Origin of the sequence: Pseudomonas psychrophila HA-4, assembly GCF_000282975.1 — a bacterium.
GTDB classification, from domain to species: domain Bacteria; phylum Pseudomonadota; class Gammaproteobacteria; order Pseudomonadales; family Pseudomonadaceae; genus Aquipseudomonas; species Aquipseudomonas psychrophila_A.
In genome coordinates this window covers 15,250-37,420 of the sequence record NZ_ALJC01000109.1, presented here as the reverse complement: position 1 = coordinate 37,420, position 22,171 = coordinate 15,250, and the positions used below count along the sequence as shown (strand labels likewise).

Below are 22,171 nucleotides of genomic sequence, written 5' to 3'. Positions count from 1 at the left end.
ACGCGCCTTGACCGCCATCGCCACCGACATGCCGCCGTGTTTGAATGACTCCTTTCTGACTGGCCATGTGACGCTTTCCAAGGGGAGAGCGCAGCACGTTATCGGCATAAAAATGCAGCCGAAGTCAGCTGGTTCTGAACTGCGTGTAGGCAGGAAGCTTTATCCCTGACGGAACAAGACTGATGCAGTTCACTACTTGGTAACAAACTGCGACTAGCATCGTGGCGCCACCCCACGAAACGAGTTAGCCGACATGCTTTCACCTCATGACAGCTTGATGCAGGGTATCCATCGCGATTTGCTGGATTACAGCGACGAAGAGCTGGAGCTGGAATTATCGGAAGACGGGCATGACTTGAACGCGCTGCTTGATGATCACGTTCAGGATGGCAGCGAAAAGGATGCGCGCCGTCACTATTTCCGCGAGTTGTTTCGCTTGCAGGGAGAGCTGGTAAAGCTACAGAGCTGGGTGGCCAAGACCGGCCACAAAGTGGTGATTTTGTTTGAAGGCCGCGATGCTGCCGGCAAAGGCGGAGTGATCAAGCGCATCACTCAACGCCTAAACCCTCGGGTCTGTCGCGTTGCGGCCCTGCCCGCCCCCAACGACCGTGAACGCAGCCAGTGGTATTTCCAACGTTATGTCTCTCACTTGCCCGCCGCAGGTGAGATGGTGCTGTTCGACCGCAGTTGGTACAACCGCGCAGGTGTCGAGCAAGTCATGGGCTTTTGCAACGCCTATCAATACGAAGAGTTCTTTCGCTCGGTGCCAGAGTTTGAGCGCATGCTTGCCCGTTCGGGCATTCAACTCATCAAGTATTGGTTCTCGATTTCGGACGAAGAACAACACACGCGCTTTCTGAGCCGCATCCACGACCCACTTAAGCAATGGAAGCTCAGCCCCATGGACTTGGAGTCGCGTCGGCGCTGGGAGGCTTACACCAAGGCCAAGGAAATTATGCTTGAACGTACGCACATCGCCGAAGCGCCGTGGTGGGTCGTGCAAGCGGATGACAAGAAGAAAGCCCGCCTTAATTGCATCCGCCACTTGCTCGACCAAATGCCTTACGAAGAAGTGGAGATACCGACGATTGAGCTGCCAGAACGCGTGCGCCAGCAAGACTACTCGCGCAACCCAACGCCACCGGAACTGATCGTGCCTCAGGTTTATTGAGCCCGGCTTCTATGGGGGGGGTAATGCAACTCCCCGTAGGCGTTGCCAAGCCTGCGGGGCTACGTCCGGCTGCGCAGGCGATGACGGATCGTCAGGCGTTACGGCGTGGGGGAGCAATGTCTGAATCACCCATCATCGCCAACAGTTCAGACGCCAGGATGGCCGCTTCTTGTTGATAGGCTTCGCGCCAACGGCATGACCAATCCGCAGGTCGACCCTGATCGTCCCACTCCGCCAAAGCGATCCCGTTAACAATTTCGAGTTCAAACCAAAGGCTTTGCCAAGCGGCTCCATCCGGGACCAAGCAGGTGTCTTGCCATAGGAACTCGGTTTGCGCCACAAAAGCCGACCAGGCGAACACATCTTCCGATGCCCTTGTGCCCAGACTGAGCCAATACGCTCTGTTTCTCATCACTGTCGACCCCATAACGGGTGGCAAATATTAAGCTGCTCATCAGACATGCCCGCAGGGTAACGCTGTCATGTCGTTCTTCTGTGCCTAGGCTACTCCATCGAGGAGGCACGCTAATGGCTTTAATAGAAAAAAGGAATATATTGTTTTTATGGAATACAATTCCAATTAAGCCATGATAGATTTGCCCTCCGTCGTTGGCATTGCCTCAAACACTGACTGGGCGGGTAGTACGCCGGGCAACGCCATGAAATACCCAAGGAGAACGTGATGTCTGATTTTATGATTCCCAGTCCTACAGGCAATACCCGAATTTTTGCGGTTGTCGGTGATCCGGTAAAACAGGTGAAGGCTCCACAGTTACTGAACAAGGTGTTCACCGAAGAAGGCGTGGATGCGCTGATGATTGCGGTGCATGCGCGGCCTGAACAACTCGCTACCGTGATACGCGGCCTACAAGCGATGGAAAATTTTTCGGGAATGTTGATCACCATCCCGTACAAGTTTGCCGCGTGTGAGTTCGCCGACGAAGTCAGCCTCGCGGTTCAAGTCTCAGGTAGCACCAACGCAATGCGCCGCAATGAACAGGGCGTGTGGGTGGCTGATAACTTCGATGGCACAGGTTTTGTCTTGGGCATGCAACGCAAGGGGCACGAACTGGCGGGCAAGCGTGTCTTGATGGCTGGAGGCGGTGGTGCTGGAAGCTCGATAGCTGCAGCATTACTGCACGCAGGAATTGATCGGTTGTATCTACAAGAACCGGATACGGCCAAAGCCATGGAACTGCTCGCCCGGCTGGAGCAGCACTGGCCGGGGCGCTGCGAGGTTGCTCAGCCACAGCATCTCAGTGCAGTCGACGTTGTTATCAACGCAACGCCATTAGGGCTCTCGGATGAAGATCCACTGCCTATTGATATCGCCAACTTGTCTGCTGGAACCCTAGTGGCAGATATCATCATGCAACCCGTCGAGACTCGCTTGCTGCGCGAGGCGCACGCTGCGGGCCACCCTGTGCAGCCAGGGAGCTACATGCTCAATGAGCAATTAGGTTGCTACAAGACGTTTTTCGGGCTCTGAGTCCCTTACAACCAGAACACCTCACATTGGCGTGATGACTCTCTTTTATGCGTCCCGGTAAGCTGACAGCAGCGTTGAGCGACTTTCTGAGTGGCAATGAGTCATGAGCTACCGTGACGAATGGCGAAAACTAAGGGGCCCCCTTGGTTTGCAGCCTCATAACGATTGGAATAGTATTCCAATGTATTTCGTCGGGAGCTCATCTCTCACACGCTAAGGAACAACTATGAGTAATGCGCTGGAACGCGGCCTGCACGCTATTGAGCTGTTGGCCGGAAAAAGCACCGGGCTCGCACTTCAGCAAGTGGCTGAAGCCTTGGACATTCCGCCGAGCGCTACTCACCGCATGCTTAATTGCTTGGTCGAACAGGGTTTTGTGCGCCAAGACCACCAGCATGGCAATTATGTTCTTGCCCTCAAAGTAGTCTCGCTTGCACTCAAGCACCTGTCCCAGAGCGACATGGTCGACCTCGCCAAACCGATACTGGATCGCCTCGCCCGCCTGTCAGGTGAACTCGTGCGGTTGAGCATTGTAGACGGCGATAATTTGGTATGGATCTCCAAGGCACAAGGCACGCGCTCCGGGCTGCGCTACGACCCTGATGCGGGTGCCGAAGCCAAGCTCTGTTGCACAGCCTCGGGACTTGCCTGGCTGAGCAGCTTGAGCAACGAACGCGCATTGGAACTGGTTTACGGCCAAGGCCTGGCTAAACCCGGTGAATATGGGCCTAACGCAGCGACCACCATCGATCATCTGCTCAACAATCTGCAGCGCGCACGTGATCAACGTTATGCCTCTGTCGACGAAAGTTTTGAAATTGGCGCGGCGGCGATGGCAGCGGCGATTCTAGATTCGCAGCATCAGGTTATCGGCGTTATCAGCATTGCCGGCCCAAGCGTTCGCCTAACCCCTGAGCGTATGCAGACCCTCAAAGCGGCGTTGCTCGAAGCGGCTGAAGAAATCACCGCAATCAACCTAGACAGTCTTCCCAAGCTGTCGATGATGACCTCCAGAGTCAGCGAACAAAACGGCTGATCGACCCCTGCGATCGAACGCGGCCTGTCGTCCCGACGAGGCCGCATCCTCACCTGAAACCTTAATGCCTAGCGCTTTTGCAGTGCGTAGGATTCCTGTCGAATAAAAACCAATATGGAATGAATTTTGTTTATGGAATGATATTCCAATAATGATAGTATCATCGCCACAATCCTCGAATTGCTCTCGGCACCCTCAGAAAAATGCCATGGCAAAGAAAGGCGTTTTGATAAAAATAAAAAACAGGAGTCACCTATGTCGAACTCTTCAACCCTCGATGTCAGCACCTTCATGGACTCAAGAAAGATGAGCGCCAGGCAATGGGTGGTGCTGTTCTTGGGCTTCATGGTGCTGGTCTTTGATGGCTTTGATACGACGTCGATCGGTTTCATCGCGCCCGCGCTGGTCGATGACTGGGGTTTACTGCGACAAGACCTTGGACCCGTGATGATGAGCGGCCTGCTCGGGCTCGCGTTCGGTTCATTGACTGCGGGTCCGTTGGCAGATCGTTTTGGCCGCAGGCCTGTGATCATTGGATCAGTGCTGCTCTTCGGCTTCTGGAGCTTGGTTTCTGCGTGGTCCACCGGGATTGTCAGCTTGACAGTGCTGCGGTTTCTGACCGGAGTTGGTCTGGGTGCATCAATGCCTAATACCGCGACCCTGATCTCCGAATTTGCGCCCAAGCGTTATCGCTCTCACATGGTCTCGTTCATCTACTGCGGTTTCGCTTTTGGTGCGGCCTTGGGTGGGTTGGGGAGTGAGTGGTTGATCCAACACTTTGGCTGGCGATCAGTGTTGGTGGTCGGCGGTGTGCTGCCTATCGCCTTTGCCCTCTTGCTGGTGCTCAGCCTTCCGGAGTCCATCCGCTTTCTGGCCCAAAAAAGCGCGTTGAAAGAGCGCCTAATCAAGGAAATCAACAAGGTGGCCCCGGGCTTGGCCAACACCCGAACCCAATTCCATAGCAGCGAAGTGTCGATCAAGGAGACAGGTAAGGTCAGCGCACTGTTCGCGTCCGGCTTTAGCCTTGGTACCTGCATGATCTGGGTCACGCTGTTCATGGGCCTGCTGACGATGTATCTGTTATCGAGTTGGCTGCCTCTGCTCAGCCGCGATGCAGGGTTGAGCATGGGTGAGGCGGCACTGCTGGGCTCGTTGCTGCAGATCGGCGGAATGCTGGGCAATTTCACCGTCGGCATGAAGATGGACCGCTGGGATCACCATAAGGTGGTCGGTCTGACGGTGTTTGGTGGCGGCGCCTGCGCGGTACTCATCGCGCTGCAGCAGCCGACAATGCAGGTCCTCTGCCCGTTGATTCTGCTACTGGGCTACTTCCTCAATGGCGTGAACGTCGGTGGCTACGCACTGGCCGCCGGATTCTACCCCACCCAGATTCGTGCCACCGGGGTGTGCTGGGCGACCGGCATCGGTCGGCTGGGCGCAATCAGTGGCGCTGGCATCGGCGCGCTCATGCTCGCCGCCCAGTGGGATTTCAGCCAAGTCTTTATGTTCCTCGCCATCCCTTCCCTGATGGGCGCCACGGCGCTGTGGATCAAAGGCCGTAAGCGCAAAGCGCCAGCGATTCTCACTGCTACCCACTAAAACCCAGTGCGCTTTCAAGCCCTCTAAGGAGACATGCCATGCACGCCAGCTATTCCATTGCCCAACTGACCGCTCTCGATTACAGCCCTCCCAAAATGATCGAGCTGGCGGCCCGCACTGGCTATGACCAAGCCGGGGTGCGCCTGTTGCCTGTGGCACCAGGGGCTGTGGCCTATTCATTGATGGATGACAAACCCATGCTGCGTGAAACGCTCGCGCGGATGAACGACACCGGGGTGAAGATATTCGATCTGGAATTGATTCGCCTCGATGCGCAATTCGATGTGAACCGTTACCTGCCTTTTTTCGAGGTCGGGGCGCAGCTCGGCGCCAAGGCCGTGCTGGTGGCTGGCGACGATCAGGAACAAAACCGGCTGATCGAGCACTACGCTCAGCTATGCGATGCCATGCAGCCCTTCGGCCTTAGCGCAGACCTGGAGTTCATGCCATGGACGGCGGTGAACGACCTGGCCAGCGCACTGCATGTTGTTGAACGGGCCGACCGAACCAATGCCGGCATTCTGGTCGATGCCTTGCATTTTGACCGTTCCGACAGCCGTTTCGAGGACCTGCAACGTATCCCCGCACAGTGGCTGCACTACGCGCAAATATGCGATGGCCCGGCGTTACGACCGAACACCCGTGAGGGGCTGATTCACGCGGCCCGCTGCGAGCGCCTGCTGCCTGGCGAAGGTGACATCGACCTCGCGAGGATCTGGCGCAGCCTCCCGGCGCAGGTTCCGGTCAGTGTCGAAATCCCGCACGACAACAGGGTTGCGCACGTGGGAGTAGAAACGTGGGCACGGCAGGCCTTAGCCGCAGCCAAGGCAATTATTGAACCGCTGTAAGTCATCCACACATGTTTCAACACACCACACGAGGAAACGGCTGAATGCATGCCGAGACTTCCCTGTACGCCACGGTGGACTGCGTTGAGCTGGTCAGTGGCTTCGGCGCGGCCGGGCTTAGCGCAGCCGTGACCGCAGCGTGGCATGGGCAGCGGGTGATCGTGGTCGAGAAGGACGAGGTCCCAAACTACTGGCCTGATTTTTCGAGAGACCCACCCTGCCGTTTGCTGCCAAGACCTTCGCTCTGAGTATTGAGGACAGATCATGATAAACACCCTTAACCACACCCCCTCGCACTGGGACCAGGAAGTCGATCTGTTGGTGTTCGGCGCAGGCACCGCAGGCATGACGGCCGCATTAATGGCTAACGAGCACGGGCTGGACGTGTTGCTGTGTGAAAAAACCGCAGTCGTGGGCGGCATCAGTGCGACCTCGGGCGGTACCACATGGGTGCCCGGCACCACTCAGAGCCAACGCGCCGGGGTGCCGGACACGGTGGCAGATGCCGCGACCTTCCTCAAGGCGGTGGTCGGTGAGCGCGGTGGCGAGGCCTTACGCGACGCCTTTCTGGCCAGCGGCCCCCAGGCAATTGATGAACTGGAGCGTATCAGCGACGTTAAATTCGTAGCGGCTGCCGCCCACCCCGATTACGTCAGCGGCCCTGGCGCAGCGTTCGGCGGCCGTGCCTTGGCACCGCTCGCGTTCGACGGCAGGCTCCTGGGCAAAGACTTCGCTCGTGTGCGACCACCACGCCCGGAGTTCATGGGGCTGGGCGGCATGATGGTTCCGCGCGCCGACCTGGATGCGCTGCTGGCACCATTCACCTCGTTGAAAAACCTGACCCGTACCCTGAGCGTGGTTGGTCGCTATTGCATCGACCGCCTGAGCTACCCGCGAGGCACACACTTGGTCATGGGTAACGCATTGGTCGCGCGGCTGTTCTACAGCTTGCGCCAGCGCAACGTGGCCATTCGCTTTGAAACGCCCCTGCACGAATTGATCTTGGAAAACGGTCAGGTGCTAGGCGCCGTGGTGCAGCACAACGGCCAGTTCCAACGCATCCGTGCCCGCCGTGGCGTTGTATTGGCCACCGGAGGCGTGACCCGCCACCCAACCTTGCGCAAGCAATTGTTCCCGGCCGCGGCCCAACCCCTTTCATTGGCGCCCCTGACCCATACCGGCGACGGCATCGACCGCGCGTTGAAGGTCAACGCCCAACTCGACAACGGCCACGACAGCCCCGGCCTATGGATGCCCTGCTCGATCCGCACGGCCAAGGATGGCTACCAAGCCGTGTGGCCACACATCCTGCTAGACCGCGCTAAACCCGGGCTGATTGCTGTGAACAGCCGGGGCCTGCGTTTCGTCAATGAGTCCGACTCTTACCACGACTTCGTCATGGGCATGCTTGCCGATGGCAGCCACACGTCACATCTGATCTGCGACGAAGACTTCTTGCGCCGCTACGGCCTGGGTCTGGTGATGCCACTGCGCAGCGCCGTCAATATCAACAGCTTCGTCAAGGCCGGCTACCTCGTTAAAGGCCGAACTCTCGCCGAGCTTGCCAGCAAGCTCAAGGTCGATGCCGAGGGCCTTGCGAACACGGTCAGCACCTACAACGTGGCCGCAGCACGCGGCGAAGACCCCGTGTTCAAGCGAGGCAGCAGCCCCATGAACCGCCATAACGGCGACCCACAGCAAAGACCCAACCCTTGCGTGCGCCCGCTAGGTGATGGCCCCTACTACGCAGTCACGGTGCAACCTGCCGACCTTGCCTGCAGCGCCGGTTTGAACGGCAACGCTGACGGCCAAGTGCTGGACACAAAGGGTCAGGTGATTGAAGGGCTTTATGCCTGCGGGAATGATTTGGCCTCGATTTTTCGCGGCACTTACCCAGGCCCAGGCACGACTCTGGGGCCGGCGATTGTGTTTGGCTGGCGAGTGGCGCGGCATGCGGCAGGGCTGGACAACGTGAAGTTGGACGTGGCCGCTCGGCAGGGAGCGTGTACGGCCTGAAATAAACGCAGGGAGCCCAGCGCGCTTAGGCGCTAGCTGCGGGCGCAGTTGGAGTCGTTGGACAGGGGCAAGCAGGTAGACGATTTGAGCGAGAAGGCTGCCTGAACCACACCTCCACATCACCTTCACGCTCGGCGTCACAAAACGCTCAGCCTGTTACGGGATAAGCGACCACAGGATCAGTGGTCGTGAAGCCTTGAACACTGTGGTGTCCCCGCTGGGGATCCTACGTGCCTGGCGTCAGTTAATACGGGTTATGTGTAGCTTTGAACTTTACGGCTGATCCCGTGACGTTTCATGCGCAAATACAGGGTACTTTTTGCTATCCCCAGTTCTTTGGCTACCAATGTTAAGTTGCCTCGACAACACTCAATCGCTCTAGAAATAACCTGGCACTCGCTTTCTCTCAAGCTACCCACGGGTTTATTGAAGCTCTCAATCGCTGTTTGGGGCACATAGGAAGGCAAATCAGAAACCTTCAAACTTCCCCCCCCCATCAGCAGCATGCCCTCTATTACATTACGTAATTCGCGAACGTTGCCGGGCCACGAATAAGCCGACAAGTACCGCAGTACGTCGTCTTCCACGTGTGGGACGGGGATACAATGCCGACCTGCTAAGTGTGTTAACAGGTGTTCTATCAACATTGGAATATCTTCCTTGCGTTCACGCAACGAAGGGATACGCACACTCGTCACCGCAATGCGATAGAACAAATCACTACGAAAAAGTTGATGGGCGACATCGTCACGTAAATCACGGTGCGTCGCGGCCACTAATCGAAAGTTGACCTTGCGGGGTTCGTTCTCGCCCAGCCGATATATTTCCCCCTCCTCCAGCACCCGCAGCAGATAACTTTGTACGTCTAAGGGCATTTCACCAATTTCATCCAAGAAAAGAGTGCCGCCGTTAGCCGCTTCAATCTTGCCCTTCATACCGCCACGACGAGCGCCGGTAAACGCGCCTTCCGCGTAGCCAAATAACTCGCTGTAGAGTAAATCCTTGGAAAGGCTTCCACAGTTGATGGAAACAAACGGCCCATCTTGACCCACACCGGAGTAATGAATGCCTTGGGCAAAGGCCTCCTTACCTACCCCAGTTTCGCCTTGCAGCAAGATGGGTACATGGGAGCAGGCCAGTTGTTTGGCTTTGCGAAGAGCGTCGAGCAGTGCAGGACTCTTGCCGATGATTTGGTCAAACCCGATTAGAGTTTCCTTCTTCCGGTGGTCAACCATCCGCTGAACAGGAGACCGGTCAAGGGATTTGCGGGGGATGCGAAGTAATGTCCCCAAACGCAAGCCTTGGGCCACAACCGATTGCAGCCAGTCGACTGACAGCCACTGTGGCAAGTCACCCGTCAATCGGCCTTTTTCATCCAGACAGAGTGACGTCAACCGGAAACCAAGCGTGAAACTGATGTTTACACCTAGAGCCGCCAGGGCGCCGTAGGCATGGGTATTAGCCTTTATTAGAAAGCCATGATCATCAAACAACATGATGCCATCGCCCCTTTCCCGCCACATATCCAATGACGCATCCAGTAGCCGGAAGCCGGTTTCGGCTTTTTGGTTGGCCAATGCCAACTGAATCCGCTCCGCTGTGCTCACCGCTAACGCCAGCGTCTGACGGTTGTACGTCTTCGACGCTCCCGAAACGCTCAACACCCCAAGGATATGCTTATCAGAGGGATCGCGGATCACTGTGGCAGAACACGTCCACTTCTGAATGCCTTCACAAAAATGCTCACTGGCATGTACCTGTACCGGACGCTCCAGCAAGAGCGCAGTGCCGATCGCATTCGTCCCACAAATCTCTTCGCACCATGGACTGCCTGGCAGCAGGTGAATGTGTTCAGCACTTTTAAGGGTCTGCGGATCACCACCCGTTTCGATAATCATGCCGCTGCTATCGGCTAATACAATGACCGTTCCTGTTTGGGCAAGAAATTGGCTGGCCACTGTCATGGCCTCTGTACTGACATCTAGCAGGCGTGCCTGGCTATCTAGGATGGTCTCGAGTTGCGCACGATTGACGGGTTCCGGCGCATATCGAAGCGTAGGGTTGACGTTTTTGTCTAGGCAGCGCCTCCAGGAGTCGCTCACGGGGTATCGCAGAACAGAAGCAGGGGTTTGCGCGCCATTAAGAACGCTCTCCCACGCGGCCAATACCTGAACGTCATGTTCTGGACTCGGGTAGACGAATTCCAGGTACGGATCATTCATAGACACACCCTCTATTCTTCTTATTGTTGTTGTTCTGCCTAATTTCACGGCGCGGGCTAGACGTTCAAGACGCCCATTTAGGCTATGCGCCTAATAACCGTGAGGTCCTAACTGTACCCCTTCATTCGGGCAGGCGCACCCCCCACGCACAGACGAACAAGATGCCTATCGTCGCACTGATTTATTCACAGTCAGCAGAACACCCGGAGCGGCCTCCACCGACCGAATGAAAGTCATCCACTCTGCGTCCGAGAATCAAACGGATGACTCATAAATCCGTTTCATGAGCCCTTCATAAAATAACTAACACTATATAAATCAATACATTGCACAAACAAACCACTGTGGCATGCGGCTTGCTATCTCTTATTCGCGGGCTCTACGTACGGGCCCGCACACAGTAATGCGTCACACACCGAAGAGCCTCAGCCTTAAACGGCATTACAGAAGACGGTGCATTTCACCACTGTTCGACTGATAACAACAAAAGGACATAGACCCGTGACACTACAGATAAATATTGATAACGGTGGAACACTCACCGATATCTGCATACTGACTGATACCGATGTCAAAAAGACTAAGGTACTCACCACTCCTTATGATCTAAGTAACTGTTTTTTTGAAGGTTTGAAAAAAGCATCCGGCGTACTTTATGGGGAGCCTGATGTACAGCGCTTACTTGAGGAAGTAGACCTAATCCGCTACTCCACCACTCAAGGCACTAATGCGATATGCGAAAGAAAGGGCCCCAAACTCGGTTTGATCACGAGTTTCAACGACCGTGAACTTTCAGAACGCATAAAACAGCATGACGTGGATTTATATGAAGCCTTAATTGGCAAACGCGTCAGTTTGCTGGATACCTCGACCCTCGGTATCGAACATGCAGAAATGGAGATTGTAAAATCGATTAATGCGCTGACCGCTGCGGGCGCCAATCGCATCGTCGTTAGTTTTTCCGACAAGAACTTCGAAGCGTTGGAGAATATTTTCCGGAAAGTCGTATTGCGCAAATACCCGCGCCATCTGCTGGGTGCTGTCCCAACACTCTACGGTAGCGACCTGAGTATGGACACGGATCCTGTTCGCCGTACGTGGACAGCCCTGATCAACTCCTTCCTGCACCCGGCCATGGAGCATTTTCTGTTCAATGCAGAAAATCGGTTACGGGAATTCAACACGAAAAATCCATTGCTGATATTTCGCAACGACGGCGATGCGGCCCGTGTGGCCAAAACTGTCGCCTTGAAAACTTACAGCTCCGGGCCACGTGGTGGCATGGAGGGGATGAAGTCCTTTGCGATCCGGTACGGGATGAGTGACGTTGTTGCTATAGATGTCGGCGGTACCACCACTGACATCGGCCAATGCATAGAAGGCAACGTGTCTGAAGTGCGGCGAGGTCGGGTTGAAGGGATCAGTGTTTCGTTCCCTCTGAGCGAAATCACCAGCGCCGGAGCGGGTGGCAGTTCGATTTTTAAAGTGGTCGATCACAAAATCGTGATTGGTCCAGACAGCGTCGGGGCTGTACCTGGGCCTGCGGCGTTTGGCCGAGGCGGTACGCAAGCAACGATTACCGATGCCAGCTTGCTCTCGGGTTTGTTTGATCCGAAATCCTACTTTGGTGGGGGCATGCAACTGGATTTAGATCGCGCGGCGACCGCCGTCTCAGTCCATATCGCCTCTCCTCTGGGTCTGGAGCTAGACGCCGCCTTGAAAGAGATGGAGCGCGCCTATGAGGCCAAGATTGCCAGTGAAATTCTGCGCGTTACCCAGGTAAGTCAGGAAACCGTACTGCTGGCTTTTGGAGGCGCTGGCCCTCTCAATGCGTGTGGCGTGGCCGAGAACGCCGGCATCAATCGTGTCGCGGTGCCATACATGGCAGCCGTGTTCAGTGCGTTCGGCATCGGCACCTGCGATATATCTCATCGCTACAGCGTGGTGCTGGACGCTAACCAACGCAGTCAGGGTCATGTTGAAGAGGCATTGGCAGAGCTAAGTCTCAAGGCCGGGCGCGATATGTTCGCTGAAGGTTTTCAAGCCGACGATTACGTCATCACATCACGACTTATCACTACCGACTCCAAGGGCCAGGAACTCATTTTCCCACTGCACAACGAGTCGGGTTATCTCTGTGCACTGACCGAGGCTCACAACGCCGAACTGGAAGTTTGCGCTGTAAAACAGTTGCGTCAGGACGCAAATCAGTCGGCTCAATTCATTCCTACATCTGCCGCCCTCCCCAGTACGACTCGCCATGTGCTGACGCGCAATGAAGGTCGCATTGATGTTCCGGTTTATCGCTTGGCTGATTTGAAAGTCGGCGATTTTGCCCAAGGACCCGCGATCATCGAAGAGGACTTCTTCACCTGCAAGGTGCTCGACGGTTGGACGTTTGTCATCAGCGACCACCAAGACATCTTACTGAACAGGAAGGCATGAGCATGAAAGTATTAATGACCGAATACCTGCGTCTGGACCTCGATGCCGAGCAATGGGAATGCCGGGTTTGCAACCACGTCATCGGTACAGCCCACAAGGGCTACAAGGAAGGCATGTTGGTATATGACCGTGACCCACGGGATATCCACCCGCCTATCTTGGCACCAGAAAAGTATCGCTACACCTTCAGCCCAGACCCGGAATGGGTACGCATTCTTGAGTATTACTGCGCCAACTGCGGCACCCAGGTAGAAACCGAGTATGTCCCTCCTGGCCACCCGCCTCTGCATGACATGCAGCCTGATCTGCCTGCCTTGCGCGCACAGTGGGCGAGCCGTCCTGAAGTGCTCGAAGTCAGTGTCGGGCCTGCTGTCATCCAGCGCGCTGACGACCACAAACACTAAGCAATTCACTTCCACTCATTACAAGAAAAAGGGAAATGATATGAGACGAGTTTCTGTCGATATTGGTGGGACATTCACCGATTGCTTCGTGGTTTGGGACGGTAAATACATCGAAACCAAAGCACTGACGACCCATCACAACCTCGCACTGGGTTTCAATCAGGCACTGGGTAAAGGCTGCAAGACGCTTAACCTGGAATTGGCCGACGTGCTCTCGAGCGTGGACTCGGTTCGCTATGCGACCACCTTGGGCACTAACGCCCTGATTGAGCACAAAGGCCCCAAGATCGGCATGCTGGTGACCTGCGGCTATGAGGCAACGGTGCCGCTGAGCCGTGGCCGCGGCTATGGCGAGGGGCTGGATATTCTCGGTCAGACCGACATACCCAACGCCAGTCGACCTGATCCGCTGGTGCTGCCTAACATGATTAGAGGCGTTCGCGAGCGGCTGGATTTCGAGGGCAAAGTGGTCATGGCCCTTGATGAAGACAATGTGCGCTTGCAGATTCGCGAACTGGTGAATCGAGGGGCGCAGATTATTGTCGTTTCACTGCTCAATTCTGTGGTCAACCCGGAACACGAGCAGCGCATCGAAGAGATTCTTCAAGAGCAATACCCCTCTCATTTGCTGGGCGCTATTCCAATCATCCTGTCGCACCAGGTATCGGGGCGTAAGGGCGAATACGTGCGTTCAGCCTCTGCCATCGTCGACGGCTATCTGCACTCCACGATGTACCATGCGCTCTCGACGCTGGAGCAAAACCTGCGTACGCACCACTACGAACAGCCGATGTTGGTGATTCATAACTCGGGCGGCATGGCCCAGCTTAACTCCACTGACGCATTGCAAACGATTCACTCCGGCCCGGTCTCGGGTATCGCCGCCTCGGAGCATCTGGCCATGCAGGCAGGGCTCGGAAATGTCGTTGCAACTGACATGGGGGGCACTAGCTACGACATCGGTATTGTTGTCGATGGGGGCATCAAGCACTACGACTTCAACCCCGTGATAGACCGTTGGATGGTCTCGGTACCCATGGTGCATCTGGTGACCTTGGGGGCTGGCGGCGGTTCGGTCGCAAGCTTTGACCGCATGTACAACACCGTTAAATGCGGACCCGAGTCAGCAGGGTCCGACCCTGGCCCGGCCTGCTACGACCGTGGCGGTTTGAAGCCAACGGTAACGGACGCCGATCTGGTACTCGGCTACCTCGATGCAGAAAACTACGCGGGAGGGTCCATCCCACTCAATGCGCGCCGGGCCATGACGGCCATCGAAGACACCGTCTGCGAAGATTTGGACTGTGATGTGATCGAGGCTGCCTTGCTGATCCGCGAGAAAGTCGACGACAACATGGCTAACGGCCTGTTCACGGAACTGCGTGCTCGAGGCTACGACCCCAAAGACTTCACCATGTTGGCCTATGGGGGCAACGGCCCGTTGCACTGCTGCAGCATTGCGCAGAACCTCAACATCGACAAAATCCTTGCGCCACCGTTCAGCTCGGTATTCTCCGCTGTAGGTGCGGGCAATATTCACCAATTGCACATCCACGAAAAGTCTTTGTACATGGTGCTGTACGACTCCAACACACGTCACTTGTTCGACGAATACGATCGATTCAACGACATCGTGGCGGAGCTCAAGGAACGCGGTACTCAAGACCTCTTGCGCCAAGGCATCGACCGCTCGGATATCCATCACAACCTGGAACTGGACATGCGCTACGGCAACCAGTTAGTCCAGACAACGGCTGTCATTCCCCAGCACTCAGTTCACGGCCCTGCCGATGTATTGGCACTCATCGCCCAGTTTTCCACTGACTACGGCAGCCGATTCGGAGAAGGTTCACAAGCCCCGGAAGCCGGTATCCGCATTAACACGATTCGAGTGGCGGCCTTTGTGCGCCATGAGACCGTGCAGTTTGGCAACATCAAGCCCGTGCCATTAGAGCAGCGCAAACAACCTCCAGCGCCCTCTTCTACTCGCCAATGCTATTTCACAGGCCACAAGGAGGCCTTTGATACACCGGTCTGGAATCGTTCAGACATTGATCCTGGCGTGCAAATACGTGGGCCGGCCATTGTGGCCTCTGAAGTCACCACCTTTCTGGTTAACCCTGGATGGAGCTTCGTCGCGGCCCTGCAAAACGCCTCTTGGTTTCTTCGCGATCAATCCACCCATTGATCAACTGAATTTAAAAGACTAGAGAAAGGATCCAGACATGAACGATATTTCGATCAAGGTACCCGACCAGGCTATCCGTCCAGAAGAAGCTGCGCTGATCAAGAAATTCCTTGAAGACACGACGCTGTTCCTCGCCCCAGATCCAGAGATCATGAACAAACATGACTTGATGGAGCGTTCGGAACAAGAAGACATCAGCATCAACAAGCAAAATGATGCTCACACCATTGCGAAGATTCGTGACCGCCTGCAATCGGGTTGTGACGAAGGCTACGAGATGGTCGAACAAATGGGTGCCGCCCCCGGTGCGAAATGGGGTGATGTCATCACCGGCGTCTACTCAGCATCGGGGGACCTAGCCATTGCCAGTGCCGGCGGCGTACTGCTGTTTTCAGCATTGGTGCACCATCCGATTAAATTCATCATCAAGAACTGGATCAACGAACCGACTGTGGGTGTGCGCGACGGCGATGGCTTCATTCACAACGACTCACGCTATGGCAATGTACACAACACCGACCAGAGCATGATCCTTCCGATTTTCCACGAAGGAAACCTGATTTGCTGGGTAGCCGCCACGGTTCATGAAGGGGAAAACGGTGCGATCGAACCCGGGGGTATGCCGTCTATGGCAGAAAGCCCGAGCGATGAAGGGCTGAAAATGAGCCCGTTTAAGGTGGTGGAAAACTACCAGATCAAACGCGACTTGCTGACGTTCCTGCAAAACTCGGTACGCGAGCCCAAGCTCCAGTACGAAGACATGAAGGTCAAACTCTATGGCTGCCTGCGCATCAAGCAACGCATTGAGGATGTCCTCAAAACCGATGGCCCCGACGCCCTGATTGCCACCCTGCGCTTGACCATGGAAAACGTGCGTACCGAAGTGAAACGTCGTATCAGCGAATGGCCGGACATGACCGTGCGCACGTTCATCGTTCAAGACTCCACGCTGCGTGAAAACTGCATCGCCAAAATCAACTGCCAACTGACCAAAAAGGGCGACAGGCTTATCTTCGACTTCCGTGGCTCTGCACCGGAATTTACCAACCGCCCGACTAACACCGTCCTCGCCGGACTTAAGGGCATGCTCTCGCAGTTGGTCATGTGCTACATCTGGCCCGATCTGCCCCGTGGGCAAGCGGCCTTTGCGCCTATCGAAGTGATCACCGACCCCTTCTCTATCGTCAACTCGTCTTACAACGCGCCCAACTCGCAGAGTTTGATGTCCATATTCACCGGGTTTACCGCCGGCCAGCATGCCGTCGCCAAATTCCTCTATAGCTGCCCGGAAAAATACACCAAGGTCCATGCACCCAGCTTCAACATGATCAACACCTTCATCTGGGGCGGGGTCAGTCAGCATGGCGAGACGCTTGGCAACCTGTGTGCTGACCTCAACGGCATGGGCGGTGGTGCGCGCGTGGACATGGATGGCGAGCCGGGCTTGCAGCCCATCTTCGCCACCATGGCGGATATCGGCGAGCAAGAACTGAACGAAGAGGACGTGCCGTTCCTGCAATTGGTTTCCAAGAAAATGACCCGCGACGCTATCGCCCCAGGCAAATATCGTGGCGGTCAGGGCTACACCATGATTGTGGCGACCAAAGACAGTGAAGAATGGGGCTTTATGACCACCGCCCAAGGTGCCAAGGTTCCTCCGCTCCAAGGGCTCTTTGGGGGATATGCCTGTGGCACTTATCCGCTGTCCAAGGTCAAGGGCGTGGACGTCTACGATGTGCTGCTCAATGAACCGGGAAAATTCAAGCATTCCATCGAGGAGATCATGAACGATCAGTCATTTGATGGCGCTACTTACACCACCCATCACATGGGCATGGGGTTTGAGATTTCCAATCGCGGTGAGCTGTTCATGATTTCTCAAGGGGCCGGCGCGGGTTACGGCGACTTGCTGGAACGCGACCCGGCGTTGATCGTTAAAGACCTAGAAGAAGAACTGATCTCACATGCCGTGGCCGAGCGTTTGTACAAGGTGAAGATTGCTCCCGACACCCTCATTGTCGACCATCAAGCAACGCGGACGCTGCGCGACAACGAACGCAAAGACCGACTCTCCCGTGGCATCCCATACGCGGAGTTCATCAAGTCCTGGAACAAACCAAAGCCGCCTGCTCATCTTCCCTTCTTCGGTTGCTGGGGTGACGACACCGAAACACTCTACATGGGCACTCCGGACAAAACCCGCCATGCCAATGAATCCATGCCGAACTACATGCGTCATCCCAAAGATGTACGTATCGAAGAACTGGAAAACCGGCTTGCGGCGGCAGGAGCGTTAATGGATGAAAAAAGATGAGTACACCCTTTGCCGAGCATTTGCCTGTACCGGCAGGCAACGGAGCCATCCGCATATGGCTTAAATCCTCAGCCTATACCCGGCGTCTGCTGCAAGGCAGCGCAGACGCCGATGTCTGGACGAACTCGGCGAGTTTTCTCGCCTGGTTTTCCCAGGCCCATGGTCTGCTTAAAACGGATGTCGCAGTCTTGGAGGTTGGCGAGCTATTCGATTCATGGATAGCCCGTAATGGTGAATTAGAAAGCCGCCTGCCCAAGCGGCGCCGTCCGACGACAGCGTTGCGTGCCTTGTTAGCCGAGGAGGAGCCCAAGGCACTGCTCGCTGAAGTCATCGGCGCGGTGGACTCTCAACTGCGGGGACGGGTGCCGCTGGTGATTGCCATGCCTTCCCCACGGCATTGGCTGCGCCAAGCCAATCGGTTGGCCAATCAACCTGATGAAACACCGGATGCCGACATGGTTGAGGACGCCAGCATGTACCTGGCCGATTTGCTGCGGTCGGTGTCCACCACCCCTGTGAGTGGTGTGTTATTGGAGGAAGCCGCAGGTGATTCAGCCTTCAGCACCGCCGACGTGCAGCGCTACAGCTCGGTCATCAACGTGGTGCGGCACTATGGTTGGTCGCTTGGCCTGCGCTTGCCGCCCGGCACCTCGGTACCTGATAGCGGGCTGGAGGAGTTCGACACCGTGATTACAGAGGCAGGCGCTAACACTGGATCGTTGTCCCGAGGCAGGGATATCAGCGCAGAGTTCACTCATAGCGTTCCGGGCCCTCTGAGCGATGGCGAGTTTTACTTTGCATCAGTCAACCCCGTGCTTCACCCCGAGACTGTCTTGGAAACCCTGGAGTTACTGCGCAGACGCGCCTGAGTAACTTGATTCAACGTCATGTGATGCTCCCTACGAACACGGCCGTATCGTGTTCGTAGGGACGTCCATCTATAACAAAAAAAAGAATCTTGGAGACTTCCTACCCATGAAGACCTCGACGCCCGAATTCCCCCCCACCCAAGACGCCCGCCAAAAAGCCCCAGTAGACCGCATTCCTGTCACTGTGCTGACCGGCTTTCTCGGTTCGGGCAAGACTACACTTTTGAACCACTGGGCCAGCCAACCTGGCATGTCGGGCATGGCGCTGCTGGTCAACGAGTTTGGCGATGTCGGAATAGACCATCACTTGGTGGGTCATATCAATGATCAGATTGTGCTGCTGGACTCCGGCTGTCTGTGCTGCCGCACACAAGGGGATCTGATTGGCGCTCTCAAATCCTTATCCGAGCGAAGTGCCCGCCAGGACATTGCCCCTATCACCCGCGTCATTATCGAAACAACCGGCTTGGCCGACCCATTACCAGTCCTTTACACCTTGATGGAAGATGCCTTTGTAAGCGCCCGTTACCGGTGCGATGGCGTTATCACAACGGTTTCTGCAACTCATGGACAAGATCAACTTGATCACTACTCTGAAATGACGCGACAGATTTTATCGGCAGATCGGCTATTGATAACCAAGTGCGACCTGGCAGGCACCCAAGCCGTGGAACAATTGCAAGCCAGCCTTTCACAACTCAATACCCATGCTGAACAAACACTCATACGCAGAGGCCAAGCCCCTCTCAACCTGTTAGTGGGTAACGGTGTGTATGGGCACGCGCACCAGCAAAAAATCAGCATCGCAGGCTGGTTGTCAGGCACTCAACTCACGCAGGAAGGAAAAGTAGGCCTTAAATTAGTCAGCAACGATAACAAAGCTATTACAAAGCAAAATGACCTCAGCAGACAGCCTCCTCGACCCTCTAACGCCAGTGGGCACCACACCAGTGAAACTCAAAGTTTTGTAGTTCGCTTCACACAGGAAGTTCCATGGTTCGGATTCTCACTGGTGATGGGAAACATACTGCGTAAATACTGCAAACACCTGTTGCGGGTGAAAGGCTTAATGTTAGCCGCTGACGATTCCCGGCCACTGGTCGTGCAGTGTGTACAAGGCGTTGCTTATCCGCTCGTAAGGTTGCCCGCTTGGCCTACAGAGGGTGAATTCATAGACGGGCATAGCCGACTTGTATTTATTACCCGTGGATTAGATAAAGATCAAATAGAGTCCCTGTGTGATGACTTATCTAATTTACCGGGGGATCGATCAGCAATAATAAAAAGTTCTGCGGATTTAACCATTCCGACTCGCTGCTGGTTTTCCCAACGCGTTCCAATCATGAGCGAGTGTAAATTGGAGCATAGCGGATGGTACATACAGTCAACACACCTCAAGTAACGACCTAGTTCAACTTCTTCTTTATTTTTTCAGGTGTTAATAGTGGCGTAAGCCCTCTCACTATTGGGCTGTTTGTTTCGCAGATGGCTGCGTCAGTGTCTGCAGTTGACCGATTGTTGCCCCTCGTGATTGGCAACAATCGGCCAGAAGCGTTCATTCGTCCCCTTTTCTCTCTCTACTTGGCCGATTGTGTCCCAAACAGAATCGGAACCGCGTCCAGAAAATGAAGCGTCTCAGGCTCCTTGATATTCAAACTTCGCCAACCGTCATCCTCTTCCCTAATCGCGAAGTTTCCACGTTCGAGTTGATCGACCAGCCACTCCATAAACGTATCAACGGACCTGCCTACAACATATTTATCTTCTTCGTCACTGCCAAAATTAATGATTTGCCCCACGGTTCCGCGCTCCCCTGGGTCCAAATCAACACCGAGATGATTGCCACCGTAGTCAAAGGCGAAGGGTATCCAGTATCTGTTGGCGTAGAGCGCCTGGACAGCGCCGGGGTTTCCTGAAGTGCAGAATGCGCTCGCCTCGGTCATTTCTTCGGGCGACCACTCCTCAATGATGTCTTTCCAAGACGCCCAATGTGTCTTGGCCGCTGCCAGCGACAAAAAAGTAAGTCCATAAAAGGGCCCTGAATTCGCAGCACCGTGTTGCCCATCGTGCAACCTATAGAGCTGCTTCAAGCTTTCAGGAAAAGGCCTGCCAACAAGGCTTTCGAACTCATCGATTGCAGCATCCGAACAGCCCGGAGCCAAATCCTGACGTATTTCAGGAAGATAGGCCTCTAGCCATTTTTCCAGCCGTTCCATCACTGTCTTCATTAAGCATTTCCAATCATGCAAAAGTGCACGCCAGTCTAGATTGAGGTGTTGTAAAAGCCAGGCTCAAGCCTGCGCTCATACACTCCGACCATCACCTTGAACGTTGGTTGCCATGCCTTAAACATTGAGTAGCGCATATGCTTGTTAGCGTGCCTCAGTTACGCCTGCTCTGGCATGAACCCACTCGGTTATCGTTTCAAGGGCACCAAGGGCGTAAGCATGGCGACCTTCCATCAAGAATCTCAGCGTGGTTAGCCAGGACCATTCACGGGTTAGTTGTGTGTTGTAGGGAACCGACCGCAGGAGTCCATGACTTGCATCCGGAATGACTTCAATCCGGTTAGCGGGATGGTTGCCCCCTACAGCCTCTCGGTAAATATCTGCATTAACCTCAGGATTTACATTCAGATCGTCCGCCCCCCATAACGCAAGCACCGGAATCTGGAGTTCTTTCAAATCATGGGTTGCATCTTCGTGAAGATTTCGTCGCACAAAAGCCCACCGCTCGGGGCTCATATCGCCCAGAAGGTCCGCTGCAGGGACTTGCGAAAAGGCAAACAAACGTTCGTCAGTTGCAGCCATCTGCGCCATCACGTGTTCGATATCAGGCTGAGACATCCCTGCACGCTGCAACCGCGTCTTGGTGTAATAGTCTCCTTGCTGTTGCCAAGATACGGCGCCTCCGACAAGTACAATAAAGTCCGCACAGTTCGGCGTAAGACGGGGCAGCACCCAACCGGCTTGCGAAAATCCCAGAGCACCGACAGGGATCCCTTGTAACTTGCTGCGCAGGATAGAAATCGCGCTGCGAACGTTAACAGAGCGGTCGGCCATCGACTGATTGAGCCAATTCCCCTGCGAGTCCCCAATGCCCGGTTTATCCCACGATACAACTGCAATCCCTGCATCAAGAAGAGCATTGATAAGTGCATCGTAACCCTGCTGCGATGTGCGATCTTGCGGGCCATCTCCGTGAACGAGAACGACTGCCGCAGTTGCAGCTTGATCAGGAAGCCAGAGCGTACCCGCCAGGAGCAGTCCATTGGCTTCGAATGCAAAAGGCTCACTGACTCTGCGATCCAGACCATAAGTGTCAAGACGGGATAGAACAACAAAAGCGATTACTAGGGCGAGGAAAACGACGGAAATCAACCATCCGCGATTACGCTTCGTCCAGGCTACTTTACGCATAGTCACTTCCTTTTCGTTTCATGAACTCCGGCCAACTGGTGCACATCGTCATCGCCAGACAAAGCAGAGCGTATGGTTCGTGACTGTAATGCTTTCCACAAGGACGGGAGCGTTCTCGCCGGTCACGCTAACCCCAATTTTCGGCTGCGTA

16 protein-coding genes and 1 pseudogene are annotated in these 22,171 nt (G+C 55.2%); 13 read left to right on the top strand and 4 right to left on the bottom strand.

Annotation, left to right across the window (positions count from 1 at the left end; genetic code table 11):
* Positions 1-253 precede the first annotated feature (253 nt).
* Positions 254-1,171 carry a polyphosphate kinase 2 gene (gene ppk2, locus B347_RS0118135; RefSeq protein ID WP_019411115.1) on the top strand — a complete coding sequence of 306 codons (918 nt, stop codon included), beginning with the start codon at positions 254-256 and terminating at the stop codon, positions 1,169-1,171.
* 91 nt (positions 1,172-1,262) lie between these two features.
* Here ppk2 and B347_RS0118130 read toward each other — a convergent pair whose 3' ends face one another.
* Positions 1,263-1,583 carry a hypothetical protein gene (locus B347_RS0118130; RefSeq protein ID WP_026014272.1) on the bottom strand — a complete coding sequence of 107 codons (321 nt, stop codon included), beginning with the start codon at positions 1,581-1,583 and terminating at the stop codon, positions 1,263-1,265.
* Between the two features lie 270 nt (positions 1,584-1,853).
* Between B347_RS0118130 and B347_RS0118125 the strand changes: the two genes are divergently transcribed.
* The 6 genes and pseudogenes from B347_RS0118125 to B347_RS0118100 all read left to right on the top strand — a co-directional run bounded on the left by B347_RS0118125 (position 1,854) and on the right by B347_RS0118100 (position 8,159).
* Complete coding sequence (locus B347_RS0118125) at positions 1,854-2,660, top strand: shikimate dehydrogenase family protein (RefSeq protein ID WP_019411113.1); 807 nt, start codon at positions 1,854-1,856, stop codon at positions 2,658-2,660.
* Between the two features lie 226 nt (positions 2,661-2,886).
* Positions 2,887-3,696 carry an IclR family transcriptional regulator gene (locus B347_RS0118120; RefSeq protein WP_019411112.1) on the top strand — a complete coding sequence of 270 codons (810 nt, stop codon included), beginning with the start codon at positions 2,887-2,889 and terminating at the stop codon, positions 3,694-3,696.
* 255 nt (positions 3,697-3,951) lie between these two features.
* Positions 3,952-5,295: an MFS transporter gene (locus B347_RS0118115; protein ID WP_019411111.1), complete on the top strand. Its 1,344-nt coding sequence runs from the start codon at positions 3,952-3,954 to the stop codon at positions 5,293-5,295.
* Between the two features lie 38 nt (positions 5,296-5,333).
* A complete protein-coding gene (locus B347_RS0118110; RefSeq protein ID WP_019411110.1) occupies positions 5,334-6,143 on the top strand; it encodes a sugar phosphate isomerase/epimerase family protein in 810 nt (269 codons plus the stop codon).
* Positions 6,144-6,187: 44 nt separating this feature from the next.
* Positions 6,188-6,325 (top strand): annotated as a pseudogene (locus tag B347_RS0118105) (FAD-binding protein); the annotation flags it as partial.
* Positions 6,326-6,407: 82 nt separating this feature from the next.
* A complete protein-coding gene (locus tag B347_RS0118100) occupies positions 6,408-8,159 on the top strand; it encodes an FAD-dependent oxidoreductase (RefSeq protein WP_019411108.1) in 1,752 nt (583 codons plus the stop codon).
* 254 nt (positions 8,160-8,413) lie between these two features.
* Here B347_RS0118100 and B347_RS0118095 read toward each other — a convergent pair whose 3' ends face one another.
* Positions 8,414-10,381, bottom strand: coding sequence for a sigma-54-dependent Fis family transcriptional regulator (locus tag B347_RS0118095; RefSeq protein WP_019411107.1), 1,968 nt, complete (start codon positions 10,379-10,381; stop codon positions 8,414-8,416).
* A gap of 501 nt (positions 10,382-10,882) precedes the next feature.
* Between B347_RS0118095 and B347_RS0118090 the strand changes: the two genes are divergently transcribed.
* From B347_RS0118090 to B347_RS0118065, 6 genes are all read left to right on the top strand, one after another.
* A complete protein-coding gene (locus tag B347_RS0118090; RefSeq protein ID WP_019411106.1) occupies positions 10,883-12,826 on the top strand; it encodes a hydantoinase/oxoprolinase family protein in 1,944 nt (647 codons plus the stop codon).
* Positions 12,827-12,828: 2 nt separating this feature from the next.
* Positions 12,829-13,230, top strand: coding sequence for an acetone carboxylase subunit gamma (locus B347_RS0118085; RefSeq protein WP_019411105.1), 402 nt, complete (start codon positions 12,829-12,831; stop codon positions 13,228-13,230).
* A 40-nt stretch (positions 13,231-13,270) separates the two neighbouring features.
* Positions 13,271-15,418 carry a hydantoinase/oxoprolinase family protein gene (locus B347_RS0118080; RefSeq protein WP_019411104.1) on the top strand — a complete coding sequence of 716 codons (2,148 nt, stop codon included), beginning with the start codon at positions 13,271-13,273 and terminating at the stop codon, positions 15,416-15,418.
* A gap of 37 nt (positions 15,419-15,455) precedes the next feature.
* Positions 15,456-17,732, top strand: coding sequence for a hydantoinase B/oxoprolinase family protein (locus B347_RS0118075; protein ID WP_019411103.1), 2,277 nt, complete (start codon positions 15,456-15,458; stop codon positions 17,730-17,732).
* Complete coding sequence (locus tag B347_RS0118070) at positions 17,729-18,601, top strand: hypothetical protein (protein WP_019411102.1); 873 nt, start codon at positions 17,729-17,731, stop codon at positions 18,599-18,601. Before B347_RS0118075 ends, B347_RS0118070 begins: the two co-directional genes overlap by 4 nt.
* Before the next feature lie 106 nt (positions 18,602-18,707).
* Entirely contained in the window at positions 18,708-20,003 is a 1,296-nt protein-coding gene (locus B347_RS0118065; RefSeq protein ID WP_019411101.1) for a CobW family GTP-binding protein, read from the top strand.
* A 175-nt stretch (positions 20,004-20,178) separates the two neighbouring features.
* On the opposite strand, the gene B347_RS0118060 is transcribed toward B347_RS0118065, so the two are convergent.
* Both B347_RS0118060 and B347_RS0118055 read right to left on the bottom strand, forming a co-directional pair.
* Positions 20,179-20,829, bottom strand: coding sequence for an SMI1/KNR4 family protein (locus tag B347_RS0118060; RefSeq protein WP_019411100.1), 651 nt, complete (start codon positions 20,827-20,829; stop codon positions 20,179-20,181).
* A gap of 144 nt (positions 20,830-20,973) precedes the next feature.
* Positions 20,974-22,020 carry an alpha/beta hydrolase family protein gene (locus B347_RS0118055; protein WP_019411099.1) on the bottom strand — a complete coding sequence of 349 codons (1,047 nt, stop codon included), beginning with the start codon at positions 22,018-22,020 and terminating at the stop codon, positions 20,974-20,976.
* Positions 22,021-22,171 lie beyond the last annotated feature (151 nt).